General features: G+C 61.1%; 15 protein-coding genes. 12 read left to right on the plus strand and 3 right to left on the minus strand.

What is annotated here, in order from left to right; all coding sequences use genetic code 11:
- On the minus strand, positions 1 to 1563 hold the full coding sequence (locus ATI14_RS22235; RefSeq protein WP_016970476.1) for a DHA2 family efflux MFS transporter permease subunit: 1563 nt from the start codon (positions 1561 to 1563) through the stop codon (positions 1 to 3).
- Positions 1556 to 2665, minus strand: coding sequence for an HlyD family secretion protein (locus ATI14_RS22240; protein WP_016970477.1), 1110 nt, complete (start codon positions 2663 to 2665; stop codon positions 1556 to 1558). The genes ATI14_RS22235 and ATI14_RS22240 overlap by 8 nt, the downstream gene beginning before the upstream one ends.
- A 99-nt stretch (positions 2666 to 2764) precedes the next feature.
- Between ATI14_RS22240 and ATI14_RS22245 the strand changes: the two genes are divergently transcribed.
- The gene (locus ATI14_RS22245) at positions 2765 to 3466 is read left to right on the plus strand and encodes a CerR family C-terminal domain-containing protein (protein WP_016970478.1); all 702 of its coding nucleotides are present in this window, start codon (positions 2765 to 2767) and stop codon (positions 3464 to 3466) included.
- Positions 3467 to 3512: 46 nt separating this feature from the next.
- Here ATI14_RS22245 and ATI14_RS22250 read toward each other — a convergent pair whose 3' ends face one another.
- On the minus strand, positions 3513 to 4436 hold the full coding sequence (locus ATI14_RS22250) for a LysR substrate-binding domain-containing protein (RefSeq protein WP_016970479.1): 924 nt from the start codon (positions 4434 to 4436) through the stop codon (positions 3513 to 3515).
- A 187-nt stretch (positions 4437 to 4623) separates the two neighbouring features.
- Between ATI14_RS22250 and ATI14_RS22255 the strand changes: the two genes are divergently transcribed.
- The 11 genes from ATI14_RS22255 (at position 4624) to treS (ending at position 18843) form a co-directional block, all read left to right on the plus strand.
- On the plus strand, positions 4624 to 5544 hold the full coding sequence (locus tag ATI14_RS22255; protein WP_080520567.1) for an ABC transporter permease: 921 nt from the start codon (positions 4624 to 4626) through the stop codon (positions 5542 to 5544).
- A gap of 103 nt (positions 5545 to 5647) precedes the next feature.
- Positions 5648 to 6415, plus strand: coding sequence for an ABC transporter permease (locus ATI14_RS22260; RefSeq protein ID WP_231124374.1), 768 nt, complete (start codon positions 5648 to 5650; stop codon positions 6413 to 6415).
- An 84-nt stretch (positions 6416 to 6499) separates the two neighbouring features.
- Positions 6500 to 8056 (plus strand): ABC transporter substrate-binding protein, encoded by a 1557-nt coding sequence (locus ATI14_RS22265; RefSeq protein WP_016970482.1) that lies wholly within the window; start codon positions 6500 to 6502, stop codon positions 8054 to 8056.
- Between the two features lie 6 nt (positions 8057 to 8062).
- Positions 8063 to 9568 carry an argininosuccinate lyase gene (gene argH / locus ATI14_RS22270; RefSeq protein ID WP_100217150.1) on the plus strand — a complete coding sequence of 502 codons (1506 nt, stop codon included), beginning with the start codon at positions 8063 to 8065 and terminating at the stop codon, positions 9566 to 9568.
- Between the two features lie 12 nt (positions 9569 to 9580).
- Positions 9581 to 11413, plus strand: coding sequence for an ABC transporter ATP-binding protein (locus ATI14_RS22275; RefSeq protein ID WP_016970484.1), 1833 nt, complete (start codon positions 9581 to 9583; stop codon positions 11411 to 11413).
- Positions 11414 to 11544: 131 nt separating this feature from the next.
- Complete coding sequence (locus tag ATI14_RS22280) at positions 11545 to 12009, plus strand: hypothetical protein (protein WP_016970485.1); 465 nt, start codon at positions 11545 to 11547, stop codon at positions 12007 to 12009.
- A gap of 187 nt (positions 12010 to 12196) precedes the next feature.
- Complete coding sequence (locus ATI14_RS22285) at positions 12197 to 13141, plus strand: alpha/beta fold hydrolase (RefSeq protein WP_016970486.1); 945 nt, start codon at positions 12197 to 12199, stop codon at positions 13139 to 13141.
- 209 nt (positions 13142 to 13350) lie between these two features.
- A complete protein-coding gene (locus ATI14_RS22290; protein ID WP_080520568.1) occupies positions 13351 to 14373 on the plus strand; it encodes a hypothetical protein in 1023 nt (340 codons plus the stop codon).
- A gap of 386 nt (positions 14374 to 14759) precedes the next feature.
- Positions 14760 to 15428, plus strand: a complete 669-nt coding sequence (gene lepB / locus ATI14_RS22295; RefSeq protein ID WP_016970488.1) for a signal peptidase I — start codon at positions 14760 to 14762, stop codon at positions 15426 to 15428.
- Between the two features lie 70 nt (positions 15429 to 15498).
- Entirely contained in the window at positions 15499 to 16482 is a 984-nt protein-coding gene (locus tag ATI14_RS22300; RefSeq protein ID WP_026083109.1) for a GlxA family transcriptional regulator, read from the plus strand.
- A gap of 294 nt (positions 16483 to 16776) precedes the next feature.
- Positions 16777 to 18843: a maltose alpha-D-glucosyltransferase gene (gene treS / locus ATI14_RS22305; RefSeq protein ID WP_016970896.1), complete on the plus strand. Its 2067-nt coding sequence runs from the start codon at positions 16777 to 16779 to the stop codon at positions 18841 to 18843.
- Positions 18844 to 19008: the final 165 nt, after the last annotated feature.

Consider the following 19008-nt stretch of genomic DNA (forward strand, 5'->3'; position numbering starts at 1 on the left):
TTATACCCTGCGTTTTTTCAGGATGAAAATCAGGGGCAGGCACGCGAGCATTGCCAGGCCCAGTACATAAAACGAGTCGTTGTAGGCCATGACCGAGGCCTGCCGCGCGATGTCATTGGCCATCTGCGCCAGTGCCTGCATCGGCGCGCTGGAAGGGTCGCCCGCCTGCGCCAGGTAGCTGGCGGTACTGCTTGCGATGTGGTCCTGCGTCAATTGGCTGTTGGCCAGAATGCCTTCGCGCAGCCTGTCGTCATGAAAATGACTGCGCCGGTCCATCAGCACGCCAAGCAGGGCCAGGCCGATGGTGCCGCCCAGGTTGCGCGACATGTTGTACAGCCCGGCCGCATCACCGGCGTGCTGGGTTTCGACGGCACGCATCGACAATTGGCTGAGGGGCATCATCACCAGAATTTGCCCGAAGCCGCGCAGCAGCTGTGACCAGATGAAGTCATGGCCGACGCTATCGGCCGTCAATGCGGTATCGACATAACAACTGGCCCAGTACAGCAGAAGGCCAGCGCCGACCATCCAGCGCAGGTCGTAGCGGCCGAGCATTCTCGGTAAAACGGGCATCAGCAAAAACGCCGGAATGCCCGAGAGCAGCATGATCGAACCGGATTGTTGTGCGTTGTAGCCAGACAAAATGCCAAGAAATTGCGGTACCAGGTACGCCGTACCGTAGATCCCCGCGCCGACGGCGGTACCAATCAACAGCACGCTGCCAAAGCTTTTGTTTAGCACCAATTGCAGGCGCAGAATGGGCGTACTCGAGCGAAATTGCCCCACGGCAATCAGGAAGAACCCCACCACGGTGGCGATACTCAGCCAGGTGATCATCAACGAATCAAACCAGTGTTCACGCTGGCCTTCTTCCAGCACCACCGTGAGCGAACTCAAGCCCATGGCCAGGCCGAGAATGCCCAGCCAGTCGGCGCTGATAAAGCGCTGCAGGTTCATGCGCTCGGTGGGCAGGCCGGTAATCAACAAGGTAATCAGCGCAATGCTGATGGGCAGGTTGAGAAAAAAGCACCATCGCCAGTTGATGTTTTCCGTGAGCCAGCCGCCGATCACCGGGCCCAGTAACGGGCCGAGAATCACCGTCATGCCGAACATCGTGGTGCCGATTGCCAATTGGTGCGGCGGCAGGCGGGTGCGCACAATGGTTTGCGCGGTCGGGATCATCGCACCGCCGGCAAAACCCTGGCCGATGCGCCCGGCGATCATCATGCCCAGGCTGGAAGACAGGCCGCAGAACATTGAAAACACGGTGAACATCATGGCCGTGCCGATCAGGAATCGCCGAAGGCCGAACACCCGCGTCAGCCAGGCGGCGAGGGGGATCATGACGATTTCCGACATCAGGTAGCCGGTGGCAATCCAGGTGCCTTCGGTGCCTGTAGCGCCGATCTGGCCCTGGATCTGCGGCAAGGCCGAGTTGGTGATCGACACGTCCAGCGTCGCCAGCAAGGCGCCCAGCGCGCCGGCGGCCACGGCGATCCAGTCTGTCAGCGAGGCGTTGCGCGGTTTCTCGGCGGCCACGTCGGCCATCAACGCTTCAGCCATGATGGGCGTCTGCGGCGGTGGTGCGGGTGTCGACCTCGACAGTCGCGGACAGGCCCGGCATCAATGCCACGCGCACGTCATCGGGTATATCCAGGGCGATGCGCACCGGCACACGCTGCACGATTTTGGTGAAGTTGCCGGTGGCGTTTGACGGTGGCAGCAACGCGAATTGCGCGCCGGTGCCGGGAGACAGGCTGTCGATATGGCCTTGCAGGTCGCGGCCGGGCAGGGCGTCGACATGCACGGTCACGGTCTGGCCGGGGCGCATCTCGCCGATCTGGGTTTCCTTGTAGTTGGCGGTTAGGTAGATCGCGCTGATGGGCACCACGGTCAGCAGGCGTGTGCCCGGCTGCACGTACTGGCCGACGCGTACGCCACGGTCGGCGACGCGACCGTCCAGCGGGCTGCGAATTACCGCGTCGTCCACGTCGAGCTGGCTTTGCGCTTCGCTGGCCTTTGCCACGCCGAGCTGGGCCTGTGCCTGTTTGAGTTGGGCCTGGAGCGTGCCGTAGCGGGTCTGGCTGGACGCCAGCGCCGCTTGTTTGGCCGCGACTGTGCTGCGCGCTTGTGCCAGTTGGTTAGTGAGTTGGGCCAAGTGTTCTTCCGGCTCGGCGCCGGAGCGGGCCAGCGGAGCGTAACGCGCCACTTCCGTTTGCGCGTGGCGGGCGTCGGCTTCGGCGCCTTGCAGTTGGGCGCGGGCCTCGGCGATGGTCGAATCCTGCTGCACCAGGTCGGCCTGGGCTTTGGCGAAATCGGCGTTGCGTGCGGCGATGGTGGCATTGGCTTCGTCGCTGACGGCCTGGTATTTACGCGCATCCAGACGCACCAGCACGTCGCCGCGCTTGACGTTCTGGTTGTCGCTAACCAGCACGTCGGCCACGTAGCCACTGATTTTCGGCGCGACGCTGATGCTGTCGGCCTGCAGGTAGGCGTCGTCGGTGGTTTCGATGAACCGCCCGTGGACCCACCACCAGGTGCCCCAGCCGAGGCCGATCAACAGCGCAACAATGCCCACCGTCAGGAGGACGCGTCGAGCTTTGCCGCGCTGGCCGTTGACGGTGTCTTCAGGAACGACCTGAGGCGAGGGAGGTGCAGCGGACATCGAGGTCACTCCAGATTTATATCGGTTGGAATAAATTCTATTTTTCGCGAATTTTTGTCAACTGGTATATTTTGGTCCGGTATCGGAAGGGAGTTGCACATGGCACGACACAAACCGGCCGCCGAAGGCGGTTATCAGCGCGGCGAAGAAACCCGCGCACGCATTGTCGAGGCGGCCATCGCCGTATTTGGCGAACGCGGCTATGACGGTGCGTCGACGCGCGACATCGCCACGGTTGCCGGGGTGAACGCGCCGGCGATCCAGTATTACTTTGACGGCAAGGAAGGCGTGTACCTGGCGTGCGTCGAGCACTTGATCGAGCTGCTGTGGAGCAAGATGGGTGCGCCTGTGGGGGCTGCGGAAAGCGTACTGGCTGACGCCGATGCGAGCGATGAAGCGATGATCGTGGCCTCGCTGGGCATTTTGGGCACGGTGGTTTCGACCATCCAGGACAGCCCGCAAACCAGCACCATGCGCGCGTTCATGGACCGCCATCAGGCAGGCCTGTGCCCCGCCATCGCAACCACTGCGTTCGACGAGCGTTTCAAGGCACGTATCGGCCGAGTGATTCGCCAGTTGATATCGCGCTTGTCCGGCTTCGCGGTGGAGGATGAGCGAACGGTGATCCATTCCATGGCGCTCTTCACCCAGGGCCTGGCCTTTCGCGTGCAAAAGCCCAAGCTGCTTGAGGCGCTGAAATGGACCGAGGTCAACCAGAAGGAAATGGAACAGGTGCGCGATGTGGTGCTGATGCAGGCGCGGTTTACGCTGGAAGGGTTGGCGAATCAGCGGGTCGAGTAAGGCACTCCCACTCGCGGCGGTGAAGGGTCTGACCCTTGAGCGGCAATCAATATGCGTCGCGGGGGATCATTGAAATGAATTCAGACTTGAACAGTGCCTCCATCACCCGCATGAAATCCGAGGCCAGTTGTGAGCGCTGCTGATGACTGGGAAACACGATCGACACCTCAAAAGGAATGTGCTGATCGAGCTTTCTGAAAGTAATGCCGGGGTACTTGGTGTAAGACGCCGTGAACGGGTCGCAGACCGTCAGCCCCAAGCCGCCCGACACCATGCCGCAGGCCGAGTGGGCGGCCGTGGTCTCAACCGACGAAATACCCGCCACACCACGCGCCTCCATGGCCGCGGTGATGCGACGCTGCAACGGGTTGTTTGCATTCATCGATACCAGCCTGCGCCCGTGCAAATCGTTCAGAGATACCACGGTTTTTGCCGCCAGCGCATCATCCGCCGGCATGACGCACACGGCGCTGATGGGGGGCAGGGCGACGGCCTGAATGCCGGGGTACTCGCCTGAGGGAATCTGCACAAAACCGATATCCAGCTGGTTCGCCGACGTCAGTTCAAGAATCCCCAGGGAATTGCGTACGTCCAGCGACGTGCGCACCTCCGGGTGCCGGCGCGCAAACCGGCATACGCCTTCCGCCACCACGCTCAAGCCCAGTGTGCTCATGGCGCCAATGCGCAAGGTACCCGTGCGCAGGGTCACCAGGTCTTCTGCGACACGCTCGATGCGTTCGATGCCCTGGTAGAACTTGTCGACCTCGGCATACAGCACCTGCGCTTCCGCTCCGGGAATCAGGCGGTTGCCTTCGCGCCGAAACAGGCGGATGGAAAGGGTGACCTCTAGGTCCCGAATCAGCCGACTGATGGCGGGTTGGCTGACTTGCAGTGTTTCTGCGGCGATGGTCATGCTGCCTGTTTGCATCACGGTGCGGAAAGCTTCCAATTGACGAGGGTTGAGTTTCATCGTAGTTCTCGAAAGGGATAGCGAGTGAGCTTTGGCCGAGGCTATAACATTTTGTTATGTGCGTCCAACAAGTTACCGGTTTGCTATCGGATTGTAACCGGGCGATGATTTAGTTGCGTAGTTTTAACCGGTAACGGCCCGATGTTAATACTTTTGATGCGGGCGTAAAATAACAAGAGGAAGGCGCGTGCTTAATTATACCTTGCGCAGGTTGTTACTCCTGCTTCCCATGCTGGCGGGAGTATCCATTGCGATATTTCTGGTCATGCACTTTATACCCGGTGATCCGGCGCAACTTGCTGCCGGCCCTGAGGCGACAGAAGAAGATGTTGCACAAATACGCACTAATTATGGTTTGGATAAACCACTGGTTACCCAGTACTTCATTTATGTAAAAAAGATTGCCAGTGGGGATTTTGGTGAGTCATTCCAGACATTCACGCCGGTACTCGACGGCATCGCCCGCACACTTCCCGCCACGCTGGAATTGACGCTGGCGGGCATGCTGCTGGCCGTGGTTGTCGGAGTGCCTTTAGGCGTGCTGGCGGCGTTGCGGCCTCGTGGAATGCTGGACAGCGCGCTGACGACGTTCGCCGTACTGGGCATTTCGGTGCCGGGCTTTTTCCTGGGCCTCATCTTGATGTCCATATTCTCGGCCTATCTCGGCTGGTTACCGCCCACAGGGCGTGGCAGTTGGCAGCACCTGTTGTTGCCGGCCCTGACACTCGGCCTGCCTTATGTCGCAACGTTCTCACGATTGGCACGCTCCACCATGATGGATGTGCTCCAGGAAGATTATGTGCGCACTGCTTATGCCAAAGGCGTGCCCAGTTACAAAGTGGTGATCAAACATGCACTTTCCAATGCGGCTATTCCATTGGTGACCGTATTCGGAGTGGACTTTGGTCGGTTATTGGGAGGTGCCGTTATTGTTGAGACCGTATTTGCCTGGCCGGGCATGGGGCGCTATTTGATTGATGCAATCATGGCGCGGGATATTTATGTGGTTCAAGGCACCGTTTTAGTGTTTGCCTCGCTGGTGGTCATTATTAACTTACTGGTGGATCTTGTGTATGGCGTCCTCGACCCTCGCATCACCTACAACTGAGGCTGCTATGTTTAATACAAAAAGACGCGGCTTCGGATTTGTCAGTTTCCTGATCTCAAACAAACGATGGTTTGCCCTCAGTGCCCTGGTGGTGATTGCACTTATGGTCGCGGCCGCTGTGTGTGCGCCGTTGGTCTTCAGTTGGGATGCGGTGACCCGAATCAACTTGTCCAGCTCCTTGATCAGTCCGGGCTCCGGCTTTTTACTGGGTTCCGATCAAATGGGTAGGGACTTGCTGGGCCGTGTCCTGTGGGGCGCCCGGATCACCCTGACCGTGGCGATTTCCAGTGTTGCCATCGCGATGGTGGTGGGGGTTTCGGTCGGGGCCGCGTGTGGTTATTACAATGGCGCGATCGCCAGCCTGGTCATGCGGGTCATGGACGCGATGATCGCCTTCCCAAGAACCCTGGTGGCGATTCTAGTGATCACCGTGGTCGGTAACAGCATCCTCAGCCTGACGCTGGCCATTGCCATCTCCAGTATTCCGATTTACGTGCGGTTCTTCGCCGGGCCGGTTGCGGCATTGAGGCACCGGGAATTCGTGCTGGCCTCAAAATCCATCGGCGTCGGCAACGTGCGGCTCCTGCGGGTGCACATCCTGCCCAACATCGGTTCGTTGATCATCATCCAGGCCACCGTGTCGCTGGCAGAGGCCATCCTGATCGGCTCGGGGCTCAGCTTCCTCGGCCTTGGCCCACCGCCGCCCGCGCCGGAGTGGGGCTCGATGATTGCCGAATCGCGGCCATTGCTGACCACCCACCCGTACATCTTGCTGGCCCCCGGTTGTGCCCTCGTGTTGACGATCCTGAGCTTCAACATTCTGGGGGACGCGCTGCGGGACTATATCGACCCGAAATCGCGAAAGGTTTGACGGGTTGCGGCGCCGCTCCAACGGCCCGTTACATACACCGATCATCAGGTGAGAAAGACAATGCAACGCTCAAGAGTCCTCGCAATGCTGATAAGCGGTTTTTGCGCCCTCAACATTGCCGCATTACCCCTCGGTTCGGCCAGCGCGGCCAGTGCCAAAGAACCGGGCCGGATCACGTTCGTACAAGGTTCTGACGTCGATACGTTGGACCCGGCCATGTCCCGCAGTGTGCCGTCCTATAACGTCATGGATCACATGTTTGATCGGCTGGTCGACTGGAAAGGGCAGGAACACGAAGGGTTTGTTCCCGCTCTGGCGCAATCATGGACGCGCACGGCTGACGGCAGGCAATGGACGTTTGTATTGCGCCAGGGTGTGAAGTTTCACGACGGTACCCCGTTCAATGCCGAGGCGGTGAAGTTCAACCTCGACAGAATCCGTGACCCGAAACTGGGTTCGGCGCACCGATCGTATTACACCGATATTGACTCGGTGGAGGTCGTTTCTCCCTATGAGGTTCGCATCAGCACACAGCACGCCTCGCCGACCATGCTGGAACTGTTGGCCAAACAGTCGTCATCCATCAACAGCCCGGCGGCTGTGGCTAAATACGGGCGAGCGTACGGGCACCACCCGGTGGGCACCGGGCCTTATGTCTTCGAGAGCTGGGTGCCCAATGACCAGGTGATTATCCAGCGCAACCCGGCGTTTTATGGCGAGGCGGCCAAGCCCTCGACCCTGATCTTTCGCCCGGTCAAGGAAGACGCCTCGCGCGTTATCGAACTGAGAACGCGCAACGCCGAGATTGCCGGCAACCTGTCACCGGAAGCCGCCATCGAACTGGCTGAACAGAAGACATCCAGCCTGTTGCGTGTGCCCAGTACCTTTCAGGTGTTCTTTGAACTGAACCTGACCAAGCCGCCGTTCAACGACCCGCGCATACGCCGCGCCGTCAGCCTGGCCATCGACCGTCAGGCCATTGTCGACAAGGTGTTGCTCGGCTACGCCAAAGTGCCGACCGGCCCATTTCCGCCAGGCACCCAGGCGCGGCGCAAATTTGCGCCAATACCCTACGACCCTGAGCGCGCACGCCAACTGATCAACGAGGTTTACCCAGGCGGCTACCCCGGCACGATTGTTCTATGGACGCCTTCCGGCCGCTACACCAAAGACCGCCAGGTGGCTGAAGTGGTGCAGGGCTACTTGAATGCGGTCGGGCTCAAGACCGAATTCAAAGTGTGGGAATGGGCCACCTACCAGAAAAACCTGTACCGCGCCGAGCCGGGGCAGGGCACGGGCAAGGGCTCCAACGACGCCAATTTGTGGCTGTTGGGCACCGGCATTTCCGATGCGGACATACGCCTGCGCCGAAAGTTGTCCAGCGGTGACCCGCAAAACCTGACCGGCTACAGCAATGCCCGGGTGGACAACTACCTCCAGTTGGCTTCGCGTGAATTGGACCCGCAAAAGCGCATGGCCTATTACGGGCAGATCCAGCAAATCCTCTGGGAACAAGACGCCGATAACCTGCCGCTGTTTGATCAGGAGCAGTTGATTGGCGTGCGCAAAGGTTTAACCGGCCTCGACGTGGACTACGACGGGACCACCGATTTAAAGCATGTAGAACTGATTGAGCGGTGAATGAAAATGTCTAATGCACAGGCCAGTGAAGTGTTGTTAACCGATGCGCGTTTGAGCGCACCGCCTGCCGAACGCATGGTCAAGTACCATGATGTGCCGGCGCTGGAAACCGAGAAACGCCAGTTCCATGAGTTCGTTGAAGTGGACCTGGCGCACACGGTGATGCTGGTGGAACAGAAGATCCTGTCCGTCCCGGTGGGCCAGGCCATCCTCGCCGAACTGCGGCGCATCCGCGGGATGAAACCGGCAGATTTCCCCTTCGACGTGAAGAAAGGCAGCTTTCTGCTTCAGGTCGAGTCCTACCTGTTTTCGCGGATTGGTGAAGACTCGGCCGGCCAGATGCACACCGGGCGCAGCCGTATCGACCAGGGCGCGACGGTGCGCCGGCTGTATGACCGCACGCGCATTCTCGCCGTGCTGGATCGCATCAATGAATTCCAGGTTGCACTGATCGAAAAAGCCACGCAGCACGCCGACACCATCATGCCAGGCTACACCCATATGCAGCACGCCCAGCCTTGGGTGTTCGGCCACTACTTGCTGAGCTTTACCTCTCGCCTGCACGACAGTTTCAGCCGCTTGATGCACGCCTACGGCCGGGTCAACCGCAACCCGCTGGGTGCGGTCGGGCTGGCAGGTACGTCCTGGCCGCTGGACCGCCAGCGCACCACGCATCTGCTGGGGTTCGACAGCCTGGTGGACAACTCCAAGCTAGGCCGCGAGGCATGGTACGCCGCGGAAACCATCGGCGCGCTGTCGTTTGTCATGGCTGACCTCAACGACTTGGCCACCGACCTGCACATCTGGTCCAGCGTGGAGTTCGCCACGGTCGAAAGCCATGACGGTTATTGCGGCACCAGCAGCATTTTCCCACAAAAGAAAAACCCCAGCGGCCTGGAAACCATCAAAAAAGCGGCGGGCGGTTCGGTGACCTGGCTCAGCACGGCCCTGGCAACCTTCAGGTCCGAAGGCACCGGGGACCAGGCCATGCGCGACCTGCCACTAATTCACGAGGCACTCTCCACCACCGAAGGCATGCTCGACCTGTTCACCGGCATCATCGAAACGCTGGTGGTGCATGAAGATCGCATGGCGCAACTGTTGTCCGGCAGTTGGTGCACGGCAAGCAACCTGGCGGACATCATCGTGCGCGACAGGGGTATCTCGTTCCGCCAGGTGCATCACATCGTTGCGCGGCTGGTGCGCAATTGTCTGGCCGACGGTGTTTCGCCCGGCAAGGTGACCGGCGCGGCGCTGGACCATGCCGCACTGGAAACCACGGGTGCGGCGCTGGGGTATGACGACGCGCAGGTGCGAGATGCCCTGAACCCGCAACGGTTTGTGCAAACCCGCACCTCCACCGGAGGCGTTGGCCCTGGCGAGGTGCGTCGTATGTTGGCAGTCGCCCACAGCGAGTTGCAGCAGGACCGCGACTGGGTCGCCCAACACCGCGAGCAACTCGCCCGCTCACGTGCAGACCTCGACTGCGCCGTGTCCAGAATTGTCGATTGAAGGAGCCACCCAATGGATGACAATTTGGTAGCCCGCGTGCAGAACCTGAGCGTCGGCTTTGGCCCCAAGGGCTTTGAGACGCCGGTGGTGCGCGACGTGTCGTTTGATGTGCGGCGCGGCCAGACACTGGCCATTGTCGGCGAGTCCGGCTCCGGTAAATCGGTGACGTCGATGGCCATGATGGGCTTGATCAAGCGTGCAGGCGGGCGGGTGCTGTCAGGCTCGATGCAACTGCAGACCCGGGACAACCGCCGGATTGATCTGGTCAACGCGCCCGAGTCGGTGATGCGCCATCTCAGGGGCGCCTCGATGTCGATGATCTTCCAGGAGCCGATGACCTCGCTTAACCCGGTGTTCAAGGTCAGCGCCCAACTCACCGAGGCGATTGTGTTGCACAAACGTTGCACCCGCGCGGTCGCCTATGAACAGGCGTTGCGCATGCTTGACCTGGTGCGCATTCCCGACGCCCGACAAGTCATGGGCCGTTATCCTCATGAGCTGTCCGGCGGCATGCGCCAGCGCATCATGATTGCGATGTCGCTGGTCTGCGAGCCGACCCTGCTGATTGCCGACGAACCCACCACGGCGCTGGATGTGACGGTGCAGGCGCAGATCTTGCGCATCATCAAGGAGCTGCAGGCCGACCTGGCCATGGGCGTGATTTTCATTACCCATGACATGGGCGTCGTGGCGGAAGTTGCCGACCAGGTCATGGTCATGAAACAGGGCGAGACGGTTGAACATGGCACAGCCCAGGCAGTGCTGCTCAACCCCCGCGAGCCGTACACGCAGGCACTGCTGGCCGCCGTACCCAGGATCGGCTCCATGCGCGGCACCGACTTGCCGGCCAAATTTGCACTGCTCGACGAACAGGCCATTCCGGCGGAAGTACTGCCCGCAAACCCGCCGGACTACGCAAGCACGCCGTTGCTGAGCGTGAAGTCTTTGTCCATCCGCTACGACATACGCGGCGGTCTGTTGGGCGGGGTCAAGCGACGGGTGCACGCGGTCGAGGCCATCGATTTTGATATCTATGCGGGCGAAACGCTCGCGCTGGTGGGGGAGTCCGGCTGCGGCAAGTCCACCAGCGCTCGCGCGGTGGCGGGGCTGATGACCACCCAGGGCGGTGACATTGTGTTTGGCGGGCGCAGCCTCGTCGGGTTGAACTCACGGGACATGCAAGGGCTGCGGCGGGATATCCAGATGGTCTTCCAGGACCCGTATGCCTCGCTGAACCCGCGCCTGACGATCGAAGACAGCCTGCTGGAGCCGCTGCTGGTGCACGACATTGCCCGGGGCGAGGCCGCACGCAAAATCGTGCGCACGCTGCTGGAGCGCGTGGGTTTGCCCGCGGCGTATGCGCAGCGTTACCCCCATGAGTTTTCCGGTGGTCAGCGCCAACGTATCTGCATCGCCCGTGCGCTGGCGTTGTCGCCAAAGCTGATCATCGCCGATGAGGCGGTGTCGGCGCTGGACGTGTCGATTCAGGCGCAGGTGATCAACCTGCTGCAGGACTTGCAGCGGGAGCTGGGTATTTCATTTTTGTTCATTTCCCATGACCTTGCGGTGGTCGAGCGGGTCAGCCATCGGGTGGGCGTGATGTACCACGGGCGTATCGTTGAAATCGGCCCGCGCCGCTCGGTGTTCGAGAATCCTCAGCACGCCTACACGCAAAAGCTGTTGAGCGCCGTGCCTTCGGCTGACCTCAACGCACCGAAAACGCCGTTCAGCCTGATGGAGGAGACGGTGCCGAGCCGTATTTATGATGTGAACCACCAGGCGGCAGCGATGCGTTACCGGCAGGTGGGGCCGGGACACTTTGTCGCCGATGCGGCCATTGCGTAAGGGCGTGCCGCCGGCCGGGCGTTGTGAAATGTTGTGAAGCACCATGGAATGGCCCTTTGCCCATGCTAACGTCCGCGTCGGGGTATCGTCAGCACGACGATTTCATTCGTTCCATTGAAGGAGCAGCGCCGATGTCTACTACCGTAACGCCCGCGGCCGGCGGGCCGAACACTCCAAAGTCCTCACCGTCGTCGTTTGATGACAAGTTGAACATTGCCAAGTCGAGCAAGGTGATCGCCGATTACATGCGCCAGTCGGGCAAGTCGGCCATTACCAAGCAGGAACTGACGCAACTGGCCAATAACGCTTCAGGCAAGGTGCCGGCGAACGTTTCTGACGCAGCCAAGTACATGGAGCGCCACCCGGACGTATTCACCGCCATCGAAACCCACGACGTGGCCGGCGCCGACAACCTGTCCGGCGTGTGGAACTTCGATTGGGCAGCCAACGGCGGCTTGAAGGGCACGCCCACCGACGCCATCGCCAAAATGCAGGACACCTTTGACCTGGCCATTGCCAAGTCGGCGCAGATCACTGAAATCAGTACCGCCAAAAAGGCCGAGCTGGATTCGACCAAGCAACGGCCACAAAACTGAGTTCACTGCGGGTTGTTTGAAGACGTCATTTCCGGCCGCCGACACGGGCATTGCCCGTCGGCGCCGGCCTTTCTTTTCAGCGCCAATTTTTATAGGTGGAACTGCCAACCTTTCGCAATGCGTTCAGCACAGATTCAAGCGGCGTGAGCAACTATGCACGTCTGCCCCCGTGCCCGGAGACGCCTTGATGCTTGTGACCGTTGTCGTGATCGCTATGCTTGCCTTGTGGGTCTGGTGGACGTATCCACGCGTCGGCAACGTGCTGTTCGAGCTGATCAATTGGGTAGAAGCACGACGCTCCCGGCTCAAAGCCGTCACCGTCCCCATCAAAGGCATGACCCTGGCGACCTGCCAGGGCGGCGACGTCCATGCGCCAGCGCTGTTGCTGCTGCACGGTTTCAGCGCCGACAAGGGTGTGTGGCTGGGGTTTGCCCGGCACTTCACCGCAGATTATCGCGTGATCATTCCCGACCTCGCCGGCCACGGTAAAAACCCCTTTGTGCCCGGCGGCGACTACAGTATTGCGGCCCAGGCACGGCGCATGGTGGCCTTGCTGGATGCCTGCCATCTCGACAAGGTGCATGTGATTGGCAGTTCCATGGGGGCTTATGTCGCCAGCTGGCTCGCCGCCCATTACCCGGAACGCGTGTTGTCTTTGGGCCTGATCGGAGCGGCGGGGGTGAACCTGCCGCAGCCCAATGAGGTGGAGGAACTGGTCAACCGCGGCGACAACCCGTTCCTGATCCGCAACCGTGCGCAGTTCGACCGGTTCTTCGCCATGACCATGGCCGCGCCGCCGTTCATTCCCGAAGTGCTGCTGGCTGCCGAGGCGCACACCTACATCAAGCGTCGGGAAGAACTGGCGGAAATGTTCGCCAACTTTTCCGACAGCCCGCGCATGGAGCCCTGGCTGCCGCAAGTGCGGGCGCCGAGCCTGATTCTGTGGGGCAGGGAGGACCGCATGCTGCCCGTTGCCAGCGCGCACACCTGGCACGAAGGCATTCCCCATGCGCGCCTGGAAATCCTTGAGGGCGTGGGCCATTTGCCGATGATTGAAAGCCCTGAACAGACCGTGGCGTACTGTCGCGAGCTGCTGGACAGGGCCAGGGTGTATGCCGCAATCCGCCCGTGAAGGCAGACGATGACTTTCATTGTGGTGAGCGGGCTTGCCACAGGTTATTTATGTGCCACGTCAGCGTGCCGCCATTGACGCCATTTGACGCGCTACGGCATGCTCGCCGCTGTGTGTCAGGCCTGCTACGGGATGTTGCGGCACGAAGCGATCGAACGGGCGTCGGGTTCGCAGAATCGCTTCACAACCTTCCTTTGAGATACCCGAGCGTGAAGCGTCCTCTCATCCTTGCTGCACTTCTGGCGGCGTCCGTTGCCACGGCCCATGCCAACGATTCTGCCGATAATCAGGTCGGCATCCGCGCCATCGAAACCACCTACCACCAATTGCTCACCGAGCTGGACCACAGCCGTGGCGGTCGCCCGGACGGCCCGACCCGCCAGCGCATCACCACCGCGGCCCAGGCGCTCCAGGGCGCGATGCAGCGCGACGGCGGCGCCCGCGACAACCTCAACACCGACGTGAAAAATATCGTCGCCTCCCTCAGCGACGGCAGCTACAGCGCCGACGGCAGCATTCGCGCGTTGCAGCGTGACGCCAAAGGCAGCGTGATCGACGCCGGCCCCTGGAAACCCGCGTTGGCCGGCAACCCGATCAGCGAGCCGTTCGGCACGCACCTGAACCAGACCAGCGAAGGCGATTGCGTAGGGATTTCCGTGGTCAGGGCGTTCTCCAATACCCAGAAGGGCAACGAGATCCTCAAGCGTGGCGTGACGCAGAATGCTGATGGCAGTTTCAACGTGAGCCTGCCGGGCGCCGCCGGCGCGGTGTTCCATTTGCAGCCCGGCGACCTTGACCAATACGGCACGGGCGATGCGCCGGCGGCGGCGGTGGTGGGGGCGATGTTCCAGTATTTCCACCTCGACCCGGCCAAGGGCTCGTTGCCGACCAACAAGGTCATGGAACTGCTGGCCGGCGAATACGGCGACCACCTGCGTCTGGCCGACTCACACAGCTCAGCCCAGGACATCACCCGGTTTCTGTTGAGCAACGCCAGTGTGGTCGGCAGCCGCGCCGCCATCGTGTTCGGCGGCAAACCAGCGCGCAATGGCGACTGGTCCAAGGGTGACGGGCATGCCTTCGCAGTTATCCATATCGACCCGGCCACTGGCGTGCTCAGCTACACCAACCCCTGGAACGAGGGCAAACAGGTGCGCACCATCGCCATCAGCGACCTGGCTTCGCAGGCCGCAGGCACCGGTGCGGATTTCGAAATGGTGACGTTCCGGTAAGTCGGGCTCAGACCGGCGAGATGGTTGCCAACAGGCCGATGCCGATGGTCAGCACCAAAAAGCCGAACAGGAAAATTGCCATCTTGGTCATAAGGCCTCCGAAGGGAAGGGGACGGCAGGAACCTTCCTGCCGCGCTCGACAAGGGTGTCGGGAATGGGGCTATTGTCCGCCGCATGCAGATTTCGATACAGACGCAGATAGAAAAGAAAAAACCGTATCAGATGAGGCTTCGGCTCGCAGGCTGGGGGCTTGGGCGAGCGCGGGCTTTATGAAGATCAGCGTGCAATCAAGGCTTCTGCAGCTTTAGGCCGTGGGCTTAATGTAATCTTCATGGGCAAGCGTAACTGTTACGAAAAATTTCCCAAGCCTGGGCGGAGTAGGACGTATGCAACGCTGGTTGAGCAAATACCGTTACGCCATCATTTTCTGGCTGTGTTTTGGCGTGTTTCGCACCTCCCTGGCCGACTGGAACCCCATCCCCTCCGGCTCCATGCGCCCAACGTTGGTGGAAGGCGACGTGGTGCTGGTCAACCGGGTGGCGTATGACCTCAAGGTGCCACTTACCGATATTTCGCTGGTCAAGCTGGATAACCCGCAGCGCGGCGACGTGGTCACCTTTACCTCACCCAAGGACGGCGTGCGCCTGATCAAGCGCATTGTCGGCATCCCCGGCGACACGCTGGAAATGAAGAACGAAGTGCTGTGGATCAACGGCACGCCTTCCACCTACGCGGATGCGCAGGACATTCGCGAACCGTTCGTGGCCGGGCAGACCCTTCCCGGCATCAAGCTGACCGAACTGGCGAGCAACAGCCGGCGCACGGTGCAGTTCATGCCTGAAGTGCGCGCGCTGCGCGATTTCGGCCCGGTGGTGGTGCCGGCCGACAACTACTTCATGCTCGGCGATAACCGCGACAACAGCGCCGACTCGCGTTACATCGGCTTTGTGCCCCGGCATCTGCTGATCGGGCGCGCTCACCATATCCTGGCCTCGGCGCAGATCCTGGATAACTGGATGCCACGTTTTCGCCGATTCGGCTCGGCAATCCTCTAAGATGGCGCCCACTGCATAGACAATAAGAGTGGGCTGACCCTCGATGGAAAGACGCCAGTTCAGTGGTGGCATGCAAGGCAAGAACCTGCGCTACCTCAACGACCATTCCTCACAGCCGACGCCGGTGACCCGCGTCGGCTTTCTGCTGCTTGAACATTTTTCCCTGCCGGCTTTCACGCAAACCCTCGACACACTGATCACGGCCAACCTGCTGCGCCCCGACCTGTTCGCCACGCGCACGTTCGGCTGCAGCGAGGGTGAGGTGATCAGCGACCTCGGCCTGGTGATCCGCCCGGATGCGGCTCTCGATACCAGCGCGCTCAAGGAGCTGGATTTGCTGGTGGTCTGTGGCGGTTTTCGCACCGAACTCAAAGCTACGGACGAGCTGATTCAAGTGTTGTGCCACGCTGCCGAACAAGGCATTGGCCTGGCCGGGCTGTGGAACGGTTCCTGGTTTCTTGGTCGCGCAGGCCTGCTGCAGGGCTACCGCTGTGCCATTCACCCGGAACATCGCCCGGCGCTTGCGGAGGTGTCCAAGGCCGCGCAAGTGACCAGCGAGCCTTATGTGATCGACCGCGACCGGCTCACGGCTTCCAGCCCGTCCGGCTCGTTCCATATGGCCCTGGACTGGATCAAGAGCCTGCATGGCAAGGCACTCGTCGAAGGCATCGAAGACATTCTGTCCTTCGAGGAGTCGCGCTACCGGCGCATCAAACCCACGGAAAACGTCTGCGTCAGTGCACCCCTGCGCGAAGTGGTGAAGCTGATGGACGCCAACCTCGAAGAGCCGCTGGAGCTCGACCAGTTGGCGGTCTACGCCGGCCGTTCCCGTCGCCAGCTGGAGCGGCTGTTCAAGGAGCAACTGGGCACCACGCCGCAGCGCTATTACATGGAACTGCGCGTGACCGAGGCGCGGCGTTTGCTGCAGCACACCGAGCTGTCGCAGGTGGACGTGCTGGTGGCTTGCGGCTTTGTGTCGCCGAGCCATTTCAGCAAGTGCTACAGCGCGTATTTCGGCTATCGCCCCTCGAAAGAGAAGCGGTTGGTCAAGTAACCCATAGCACCACTGAACGCCTGATTGTGGCGCAACGGCTTACTGTGGCGAGCGGGCTTGCCCCGCGTTGGGCTGCGCAGCAGCCCCATGGAGATCGCCACGGTTCTTTCTGGCAAAACGCGGTGCCTGGTTTTGGGGCCGCTGCGCAGCCCAACGCGGGGCAAGCCCGCTCGCCACAACACAGCAAGCTTGTTTGCTACAAGGCAGCCTGTGCATGCGTTTCAATGCAACGAATACCCTCCGCCGTCGCTCCTATGCTTACGAGTAACCTTTTCACGAGACAGGTAGGGGCTTATGACGGCGGCGGACAAGGATCATGTGAACTGGCTGGTTGAGCAATCAATGCTGTATGCGGCGCGCCAGCGGGCCCGTCTGTATTCAGGGCAAGGCCGTTTGTGGCAGCAGCCATACGCGCAAACCCGCCCCCGCGATGCGTCTGCGTTGTCATCCGTGTGGTTTACCGCGTACCCGGCTTCGATCGTAACCCGCGAAGGCGGCACGGTGCTGGAGGCGCTGGGGGATGAAAGCCTGTGGCAGGCGCTGTCGAAGATCGGCATCCAGGGCATTCACAACGGCCCGCTGAAAAAGTCCGGCGGGCTCTGCGGCACACGGCACACACCGACCATCGACGGCAACTTTGACCGTATAAGCTTCGACATCGACCCGGAACTGGGTACCGAGGCGCAGTTGCAGGCGTTAACCCGCATGGCGGCAGCGCACAATTCGGTGATCATCGACGACGTGATCCCGTCCCACACCGGCAAGGGCGCGGACTTTCGCCTGGCCGAGATGGCGTATGAGGACTACCCCGGCCTTTACCATATGGTGGAGATCCGCGAAGAAGACTGGCCGCTGCTGCCCGACGTCGCCCAAGGGCGTGACGCACAGAACCTGAGCCCGGCGCAGGTGGATGCGCTGCGTGACAAGCACTACATCGTCGGCCAGTTGCAACGGGTGATTTTCTTCGAACCCGGCGTGAAGGAAACCGACTGGAGTACCACCCCCGTGGTGGTGGGCGTGGACGGCAAACCGCGGCGCTGGGTGTACCTGCATTATTTCAAGGAAGGCCAGCCGTCATTGAACTGGCTGGACCCTTCCTTTGCCGCGCAGCAGATGATCATCGGCGACGCCTTGCATGCCATCGACGTGATGGGCGCCAAGATCCTGCGCCTCGACGCCAACGGTTTTCTCGGCGTGGAGCGCACGCTGGATGGCACGGCATGGTCGGAAAGCCATCCACTGTCGATCACCGGCAACCAGTTGCTCGGCGGCGCCATTCGCAAGGCCGGCGGCTTCAGTTTTCAGGAATTGAACCTCACTGTGGATGACATTGCTGCCATGTCCCACGGTGGTGCGGACCTTTCCTACGACTTCATCACGCGCCCCGCGTACCAGCACGCGCTGCTGATGGGCGACACCGAGTTTCTGCGCCTGATGCTGCGTGAGATGCACAGCCAGGGTATCGACCCCGGCTCGCTGATCCATGCCTTGCAGAACCACGACGAACTGACCCTGGAACTGGTGCACTTCTGGACTCTGCATGCCCACGACAGTTACCTCTATCAAGGCCAGACCTTCCCCGGCAACAGCTTGCGCGAGCATATCCGCGAGCAGATGTACGAGCGGCTGGCCGGCGAGCACGCGCCGTACAACCTCAAATTCGTGACCAATGGCGTGTCTTGCACCACCGCCAGCATCATCACGGCGGCGCTGGGTATTCGGGATCTGGAGACGATCACGCCGGCAGACATCCGGCAGATTCGCCAGATGCATGTGTTGCTGGTGATGTTCAACGCCATGCAGCCCGGCGTGTTCGCCTTGTCGGGTTGGGATCTGGTTGGCGCATTGCCGCTGGCGGCGGATGAGGTCGCGCATTTGATGGCGGACGGCGATACCCGCTGGATTCATCGCGGCGCCTACGACCTGGTGGATTTGAACCCCGGCGCCGAGCTGTCGGCAGGAAGGATGCCGCGCTCCAGGACCTTGTACGGCAGCCTGAACAGCCAACTGCAGGACCCGGAGTCGTTCGCGTCCCAGTTGCAGAAAATCCTCGCCGTACGCAGCGCCTACGGAATTGCCGCCAGCCGCCAGATTCTGGTGCCGGACGTTGAGCACCCGGGCCTGTTGGTCATGGTCCACGAACTGCCGGCCGGGAAGGGCACGCAAATCACTGCGCTGAACTTTGGCGCCACGCCCATCACGGAAACCCTGCACCTGCCCAATATCGCGCCGGGGCCGGTGGTGGACATCATTAATGAACGGGTCGAGGGCGATCTCACTGCCGAGGGCGAGTTCACCATCACGCTGGATGCGTATGAAGGGCTGGCGCTGCGAATCGTCAGCAGTACGCCCATGCTCTAGCCGCTGCTCAGGGAATAAATACCGGCCCCTCATAGAGAGCAAACACTGCCTGTGGCGAGCGGGCTCGCCACACGCTGGTTATTGCCTGTTTTACTGATGAGATTGAAACGGGGGCGGGAATAAACGTGTGTGCGTGAACGTTACCCAAGTAACCCTTCCACACCC

The sequence above is a fragment of the Pseudomonas tolaasii NCPPB 2192 genome (assembly GCF_002813445.1).
GTDB classification, from domain to species: Bacteria; Pseudomonadota; Gammaproteobacteria; order Pseudomonadales; family Pseudomonadaceae; genus Aquipseudomonas; species Aquipseudomonas tolaasii.